7 protein-coding genes are annotated in these 7,845 nt (G+C 69.8%); 2 read left to right on the forward strand and 5 right to left on the reverse strand.

Features of this window, described 5'->3' with window-relative positions:
- Positions 1–1,064, forward strand: a 1,064-nt coding sequence (locus tag D474_RS0125320; protein ID WP_017616281.1) for a WD40 repeat domain-containing protein, incomplete at its 5' end; no start/stop codon positions are given.
- A 101-nt stretch (positions 1,065–1,165) separates the two neighbouring features.
- Positions 1,166–2,353: a hypothetical protein gene (locus D474_RS0125325; RefSeq protein ID WP_017616282.1), complete on the forward strand. Its 1,188-nt coding sequence runs from the start codon at positions 1,166–1,168 to the stop codon at positions 2,351–2,353.
- Positions 2,354–2,504: 151 nt separating this feature from the next.
- Here the strand turns inward: D474_RS0125325 and D474_RS0125330 are convergent, their stop codons facing one another.
- From D474_RS0125330 to D474_RS0125350, 5 genes are all read right to left on the reverse strand, one after another.
- Positions 2,505–3,077 (reverse strand): AAA family ATPase, encoded by a 573-nt coding sequence (locus D474_RS0125330; RefSeq protein ID WP_017616283.1) that lies wholly within the window; start codon positions 3,075–3,077, stop codon positions 2,505–2,507.
- A gap of 119 nt (positions 3,078–3,196) precedes the next feature.
- Positions 3,197–3,436 carry a GntR family transcriptional regulator gene (locus D474_RS0125335; protein WP_017616284.1) on the reverse strand — a complete coding sequence of 80 codons (240 nt, stop codon included), beginning with the start codon at positions 3,434–3,436 and terminating at the stop codon, positions 3,197–3,199.
- 1,001 nt (positions 3,437–4,437) lie between these two features.
- Entirely contained in the window at positions 4,438–5,565 is a 1,128-nt protein-coding gene (locus tag D474_RS0125340; RefSeq protein ID WP_017616285.1) for an L-talarate/galactarate dehydratase, read from the reverse strand.
- Positions 5,566–5,626: 61 nt separating this feature from the next.
- Entirely contained in the window at positions 5,627–7,288 is a 1,662-nt protein-coding gene (locus tag D474_RS0125345; RefSeq protein WP_017616286.1) for a tripartite tricarboxylate transporter permease, read from the reverse strand.
- Positions 7,289–7,315: 27 nt separating this feature from the next.
- The coding region (locus D474_RS0125350; protein ID WP_017616287.1) for a tripartite tricarboxylate transporter TctB family protein at positions 7,316–7,845 on the reverse strand (530 nt) is incomplete at its 5' end.

The raw sequence follows: 7,845 nt of genomic DNA on the forward strand, positions 1-7,845 counted from the left end.
GCAACGCCGAACGCACCGGGACCTTCACCCGGCGCGGGCGGGAGAGCACACCCGCCCGGGGCGGAGCGGCCGAAGCCTCCGGGCACCTCGGCCCCGAGCAGCCCGCCGGCTCCGCCGGGCCCCGCACCGCCGACGGAGGGGCTCCGGAGACCGTCGTCGCGCGCTGGGCCGGCGGCCAACCGACCTTTGGCGCGCTGCCGCCGTGCCCGCAGGGATTCCCGCCCGGTCCGGCCGAGGTGAGCCCGGACGGGAGCATCATCGCCGTGGCCAGTTACGGCGCGATCTGCCTGTGGAACGGCAACGACGGGACGCACCTGGGCGAGTTCACCGGGTTCCGCAAGTCCGTCAACGTGGTCGCGTTCAACGCCGACGGGACCCTGATGGCCTCGGGACACGAGGACCGGTGTGTGCGGGTGTGGGACATGGTGAACATGCGTCCGCTGGGGGTGTTGGCCGGGCACGCGGGAACGGTGTCGTGCCTGGACTTCTCGCTCGACGGGAACTTCCTGGTCAGCGGTTCCGGCGATCGGCACGTGTTGCTGTGGGACCTGCGGGTCGGGCGGAGCGTGGTGAGCTTCCCCGGGCACGAGGACATGGTGTTGTCGGTGGGGTTCTCGCCGGACGGGTCGACGATCCTCAGCGGGAGCAGTGACCGGAGCGCGCGGATGTGGCGCACCGACGGGACGCCCGTGGCGATGCTCGCGGACTACGAGACGGTGGCGCCGATGGTGTCGGCGACGGCGTTCAACCCCCTGAAGCCGGTGATGCTGACCGGGGATTCCAATGGTGTGGTGCGCACGTGGGCGTCGGACAGCGGGGCCGAGGGGCCGACCTTCGCCGGGCACCACGATCTGATCTGTGATGCGAGGTTCAGCGCGGACGGGTCGTCGTTGATCACCGCGGGGTGGGACGGGCAGGTGTTCGTGCGGGACACGATTCACTATGCGCCGGCGGCGGCCTTGCGGACGGGCCAGGCGCGGTTGCGGTGCGCGTCGCTGACGAGGGACGGGCACATGATCGTGGCGTCGGGGGCAGGGGCGCCGGTGTTGGTGTGGAGGTTGTGAGGGGTGTGGGGCTTCTCCTCCTCCCTGCCCCTGCACGTGGAGACCCGCCCCGCCCACGCCAACGCCCTGGGCCACACCCCCGACCCCGTTAACGAGCGCCCATGACCGAGCCCGACCTGCCCGTTTGCTTCTCCTGCCAGGAGCGCCAGACACGCCCCGACGCACGCTTCTGCCGCGCCTGTGGGACACCCCTGGCCGCCGAACCCCCGCCCGCCGCCGACCACGAACCGGGTCCGCCCCGGCAGGAGCCCCGCGGACGGCCGCGGTGGCGGCGCCGACTCCTCGTGGCCGGAGCCGTCCTCGCGGTCCTGGCCCTGACAGCGGCCGGTCTGCGCGCTTTCCAAGCCGCTACCACCGACCCCACCGACCCGGTCGAGGAGCTGCTCGACGATCTGGCCGACGGCCACGTCGAGGCCGTGCTCGAGCACGCCGACATCGATTCCCCACTCGTGCTCGATCGGGTCCTGGTCGAGGGCTACACCCCGCCGCACGACCTCCGCACCACGAAGGTCACTTACGGCCACGCCGATGCCGACACCCAGCGCCCCAACCGGGGCACTGCCTCGGTCGACGTCGAGTACGAGCTCGACGGTGCCACGCACACCGCTTACGTGCAGGTGGCGCGTCAGGACACCGGCTGGGTCCGCGACTGGGAGGTCACCGATCTGGACACCCTGATCGGCGAGCTGGTGGTCACCAGCGACCACCTCGACGAGGTGCGTGTGGCCAGTGCCGAGATCGACACTGCCTTGCCCCCGTCGCAGTCGCGCACCAACCCCGCGGTGCCGGCCTTGCCCGGGACTTACACCCTGGCCACCACCGACGACGAGGAACTGTTCGCCGACGAGGTGCTCGACGAGGTCGCCGTGTTCGGGCCCAGAGCCTCTCCGGTCACCATTGTCCAGCTCTCTGCCGCGGACCTGACCGTGCGCGAGGGGCTCGTCGACGAGGTCGCCGAGCAGGTCGAGGATCACCTGGACGAGTGCGCCCGAGCCGAGACCCTCGCCCCGCCCGGCTGCCCCCTGGGACTGGAGTCCACCCCGACGCGCTCGACCGGCGACGTCTCGTGGGAGCTCCTCGGCATGCCCGAGATCGACCTGGTCGCGTCCGACCAGCCCACCTTGAACGGCGCCCCGCTAGAGGTGGTGACCACCGCAGCGGGCAGCGCCGAGGTCGAGTGGACCTACGCTCACACCGACGACGAGGACCCCGACACCGAGACCGTCGAGGTCACCGTCGGAGGCACGGTCACCGTCGATGACGACGGCGAGCCCGCTTGGACCCCCTGACGGTGGTTGGCGCTCCACCGCGAAGGTCCCGCGTCCGGGTACACACGGGACCAACCTGCGATGAGCGCGCGCACGGCACGGGCCGACTGAGCCAGCGCCTGCTGTCTCCGCGCTCAGTCGTCCAGGGAGGGCCCGGTCATGCGAGTGACGGTCACCGGTCGGCGGCCCACTCCAACCATCCCGGCCACCCGGGCGGGGGATCTGCGATCTCGTGCCGCTCGTGCCTTGCGCGCCTCTCGCGCTCCGCGCGCTGCCCCTGATCCACGGGCCACTCGTGCCCTTCGAGTTCCGCGTGGTCGGGGACCTCGAACAACGCCCTCCAGCGGAGGAGGTCCGCTTCGCTGATCGGGAAAGTATGATCCGAGGCCACCGCCTGGCGCTGAGCGATCCGCTCGAGCTGCGTCTCATGGTCCACCGGCATGTACACGAGATGGCAGCGCGAACCGACGGAGTGCGCCAACCAGCGGATCGCGGACCTCTCGTTGCGCGACCAGCACCCGAAATCCAGAACCACGTCGGTGCCGAGCTTCAGGGCTTCCAGAGCGAGCCACAGCAGCCGGCCTTCCATGACGTCGCGCTTGCCATCCGGATCCGATGCGCCGAACAGCGGGATCATCCACTCGTCCGGGGTGAGGCGTAGCGCGCTGCGCTCCTCCGCGAGCTGGTGCGCTCTCGTGGTCTTTCCGGAGCCGGGCAAGCCGACTGTCAGGTACAACGTGGCCATCCCTGGATCGTGCCAGGAGCCCTGGATGGGGGCGAGGCGTTTTGCTCGGGGCCTTGGCCGACGGTGGTTGGCACGGGGGCAGCGCCCGCGCGCGAAGGGCGGAGGAGTGTCGGCCGCGACTACTCGGGGCGCTTCACCGCGAAGGTCCCGCGTCCGGGGACGCGCAGGATCAGCCCCTCGTCCTTCAACAGCGCGTAGGCCGACCGCGCGGTGCGCCGGGATACCCCGAACTCGTCGCAGGCTTCTGCCTCCGAGGGAATGGTGCGCTCCAGCTTGTATGTGCCGTCGGAAATTCGTTCCCGAATGACGCAGGAGATCTGGCAGTAGATCGGGTTCGGCCCGTCCAGTTCAATCACCATCAGAAGTTAACCCAGGTCAGTTGGTGGCCACGAGTTCGGAATGGTACGTACCAGTACGGGACAGGTAGCTACAGATTCGGCGCTGTAGCTTTGTTCTGAGTCCCGCCCCCTCTAGATGTTCCTTCCTCTGAGCGGGACAAAGAACGTTAAGCAGGCAATTCGTATATTCCCGGTTCGCGGTGTTGGGCGTTCTGCGCGGGCCGATCTCTGCCGAGCTCGGGAAGGCGCGTGACGCCGATGTGCGTGACACCGGTCAACCGATGAACGTCGAAAAGGACAACCCCCGCGACGTGTTAGCGCACGCCCGGGGGCCATGGCCGACCTGAAGGAAGCAGGACGACATGATCCACCCTATTGCCTTTCTGTGTTTGCTGATGCGCATGGTGCGCGCCTCGCAGGGCGTGCACATCTCACCCTTCGGATACGTCCGTGAGCTGGCGGGCGAAGTCCAGCGGAGCCGGACCCGCCAGAGCAGCCGGAACCCCCGGGACCGGCGGAACCGGTCGCGCCGCGTGCGGCGCTACGCCGAGCGCATCCCTCACCTCGGCTCCGGGATCGAGCCCGAGCCCGGGTCCGAGTTCAAGCCCGAAGTCGACGCGGGTTCCGACTCGGACGTCGACGCCACCGTGCGCGGTTTCGCCGTGCGTGACGGGGCGAGCATCAACGTCTCCGTGCTGGCGGCGATCGTGCGCGGGCGTTGCTTTGTGAGCGGACGCGCCACGGGCGCGCGTCCGGTGGAGAGCCGGAAGTTGGCGTTGGCGGTGCTGTGCGCGCTGGCCGATCAGGACCGGTGCGGCCTGGATCGGCGGGGCTTGGAACTGCGGGGCCTGGGCGTGGACCTGGATCCGCGAGCCCTGGACCGGCCCGAAGAGGTGAGGCCCGGCGGGGTCAGGCCCGACCGTATTCGTTCTGTGGATGCCCGAGTTCTCCCCGCGCACGCGGGGTTGTCCGCATGCGCGGGGAGCGACGAGGGTTCTCCAGCTCCTACGGGTCTCCCGCTCCTATGCGGTGCCGAAGCTGACCGACTCCGTCGTCCACGAGCGCGCCTGCTCCGACATCGTCACTCCGAGCCCCGGCCGGTCGGGCACCAGCATCCGCCCGTCCTTGGTCTCCAACCGCTCGTTGAACAGCGGGTCCAGCCAGTCGAAGTGCTCCACCCACGTCTCACGCGGGTAGCACGCGGCCAGGTGCAGGTGGATCTCCATCGCGAAGTGTGGAGCGAGGTCCAAACCACGCTGGTCAGCAAGGGTCATCAACCGCAGGAACTGCGTGATGCCCCCGACCCGCGGCGCGTCCGGCTGAATGACGTCGCAGGCCCCGCCGTCGATCAGCCGCTCGTGTTCGGCGACCGAAGCCAGCATCTCGCCCGTGGCGACGGGGGTGTCCAGAGTGCGCGTCAGCCGCGCATGGCCCTCGACGTCGTAGGCGTCCAAGGGCTCCTCGATCCAGGTCAGATCGAACTCCTCCAGCCGCCTGCCCATGCGCAACGCCGTCGTGCGGTCCCACTGCTGGTTCGCGTCCACCATCAGCGGCACGTCGTCACCGATGTGCTCGCGGATCCCGCGGACCCGCCGCAGGTCCTCGGCGTTGTCCGGCAGCCCCACCTTGATCTTGACGGCCCCGATCCCCTCGTCGAGGGACCTGCTCGCCCGTTCCCTCACCTGGTCGAGCGAAGCGTTCAGGAACCCGCCCGAGGTGTTGTACGTGCGCACGGAATCCCGGTGGGCACCGAGCAGCTTGGCCAACGGCAGCCCGGCACGCTTGGCCTTCAGGTCGTACAGCGCCACGTCGAACGCCGCCAACGCCTGCGTGGCCAGACCGGAACGCCCCACGGACGCCCCCGACCACTGGAGCTTGGTGATCAACCGCCCGATGTCGTTGGGGTCCTCACCGATCAACCCCTCGGCGACCTCGGCCGCGTGCGCGTACTGTGCGGGTCCGCCGGCCCGCTTCGAGTAACCGAAACCCAGACCGTGCTGGTCCTGCTCCGTGGTGATCTCGGCGAAGAGGAACACGACCTCGGTCATCGGTCTCTGCCGTCCGGTGAAGACCTTCGCATCGGAGATCGCGTTGCGCAGGGGCAGCGTGACCGAGGACAGCGTGACCCGACGGATCGAGTCAGCAGGCATGGGGGCTCCTTCAGCAGTAGTCAGGATGGTGGGGGTGGGGCTCCGGCTGTGGGGTCCGGGGTCAGGTCCGGTCGGGACCGCCGGGAGAGGAGGGGGTATCACCGGAGTTCGATCCGGTCCTCGCGTCGACCGCGTGGTTCGGGCCGTCGCCGTCGCCGCCGTCGGAGTCGTTCGTGCCGCCGTCCGGGCGGTCCGAGCCGTCCGTGGCCGAGACCCCGGTCGGCACGCCCCCGAGCAGGTCGGGCCGCCGCGACCTCACGAGCCTCAGCACGATCGGCACCAGCACGACCAGCAGGAACACACCCAGCAGCGTCATCGCGATGGGGTGGCCGGTGATCCGGGTGACATCGCCGTCGAACATCATCAGCGAGCGGCGGAAGTTGTCCTCCAACAGCGAGCCGAGCACGAACGCCAGCACCAGCGGCGCCGGGTCGAAGCCGTGCTTCTTCATCAGGTAGCCCAGCACGCCGAAGACGATCACCACCATCACCTCGAAGATGCGGTTGCTGATGGTGAAGGCGCCGATGCACACGATCAGCACGATGACGGGGGACAGGACCGACGTGCGCACGTACAGGATGCGCACGAACAGACCGATGAGGGGGATCGCCAGCACCAGCAGGACCAGATTCCCGAGGTACATCGAGTTGATCACGCCCCAGAACAGGTCCGGGTCGGTCTCGACCAGCTGCGGGCCAGGGGTGATGCCCTGGATCAGCAGCGCACTGAACATCACCGCCATGGTCGCATTGGCGGGGATACCGAGGGTCAGCAGCGGGATGAACGACGAGGTGGCCGCCGCGTTGTTCGCCGCCTCCGGGCCCGCCACACCCTGGACGGCGCCCTTCCCGAACGGGGTCGGCCCCTTGTTCAGCCGCTTCTCGACACCGTACGAGGCCATCGCCGACACGGTGGCGCCGCCACCGGGCAACAGCCCGAGGAGGAAGCCGAAGACACCGCCGCGGCCGATCGGTCCGGCCGACTGCTTCATGGTGGCCCTGTCGGGCAGGACCCGGTCCGCGGCCGCCGGAATGCCAGTGCCGTTGCGTCGGCGCTCCAGGTTGTAGAGGATCTCCGCCAGGCCGAAGACGCCCATGGCGATCGGCACGAACTCGAGCCCGTCGGTGAGCTCCAGGTTGCCGGCCGTGTAGCGCAGCTCCCCGGTGAAGGCGTCGCGTCCGACCGTGGCCAGCAGCAGGCCGACCGCCGCAGCGGCGAGGGCCTTGAGCTTGGACCCGTTGCCGATGGTCGCGACCAGCAGGATGCCGAGCAGGGTCAGGGCAGTGTACTCGGGCGGGCCGAACTCCAGTGCGAAGCCGGCGATCAGCGGGGCGACCAGGGTCAGCACGACGATGGAGACGGTGCCGCCGACGAAGGAGGCGACGGCTCCCACACCGAGCGCCTTGCCTCCCTGCCCCTTCTGCCCGAGGGGATACCCCTCCAGAGCGGTGACCGCCGAGGAGGTCTCGCCGGGCAGCTTCAGCAGCACAGCGGTGACGGTGCCCCCGTAGATCCCCCCGTAGAAGATGCCGGCGAGCATGATGATCGAGGGGATCGGATCCATGCTGTAGGTGAGCGGGAGCAGGATCGCGATGGTGGCGGCGGGGCCGAGACCGGGCAGGACGCCGATGGCCATGCCGGCGACCACACCGATCAGGCAGAAGAGCAGGTTCTCGGGCTCGAGGAGGACTTCGAACCCCTGGATCACGGGCGTGAAATCCATGGTGGAACGCCTTTCAGGGGATGCGGATCAGAAGAGGCGGGGGATCGGGACGGCGAGCCCGTACACGAAGACCAGATGGGCGGCCGCGACCGTCGCCACCGAGACCGGCACCGACAGGCGCAGCTTCTCCCGCCCCAGCACGCTCATCCAGAAGACCAGCAGGGCGACGGAGGGGAGCTCGAAGCCGACGAAGGGGAAGAGCTGTACGGCCACGGCCAGGGTCGCCACACCGACGGCGACACCGACCGCGTCCCTGGTGATCGGTTCGGCGTCGGTGTAGGTCGCGGCGCGGGCCGCGACGAGCAGGCCGATCACGATCAGGAGCACCGACACGATCCCCGGCCACGTGCCGGCCCCGGGCCGGGAGAGCGAGCCCAGGCCGAGGTCCAGGGCGACGGTGAGGGTGCCCGCCCCGGTGAGGACGACGACTGCACCGCAGACCAGGTTGGTGGTGCGGCCCGCCCGGGGAGCGGGCTCGGCGGTGTCGGCGGGGCCGTTGTCCGGGCCGGGACCGGCCGTGCCGGCCCCCGGGCCCGCACCCGTCCCAGCGTCGACGG

The organism is Nocardiopsis salina YIM 90010 (assembly GCF_000341025.1).
Lineage (GTDB): Bacteria > Actinomycetota > Actinomycetes > Streptosporangiales > Streptosporangiaceae > Nocardiopsis > Nocardiopsis salina.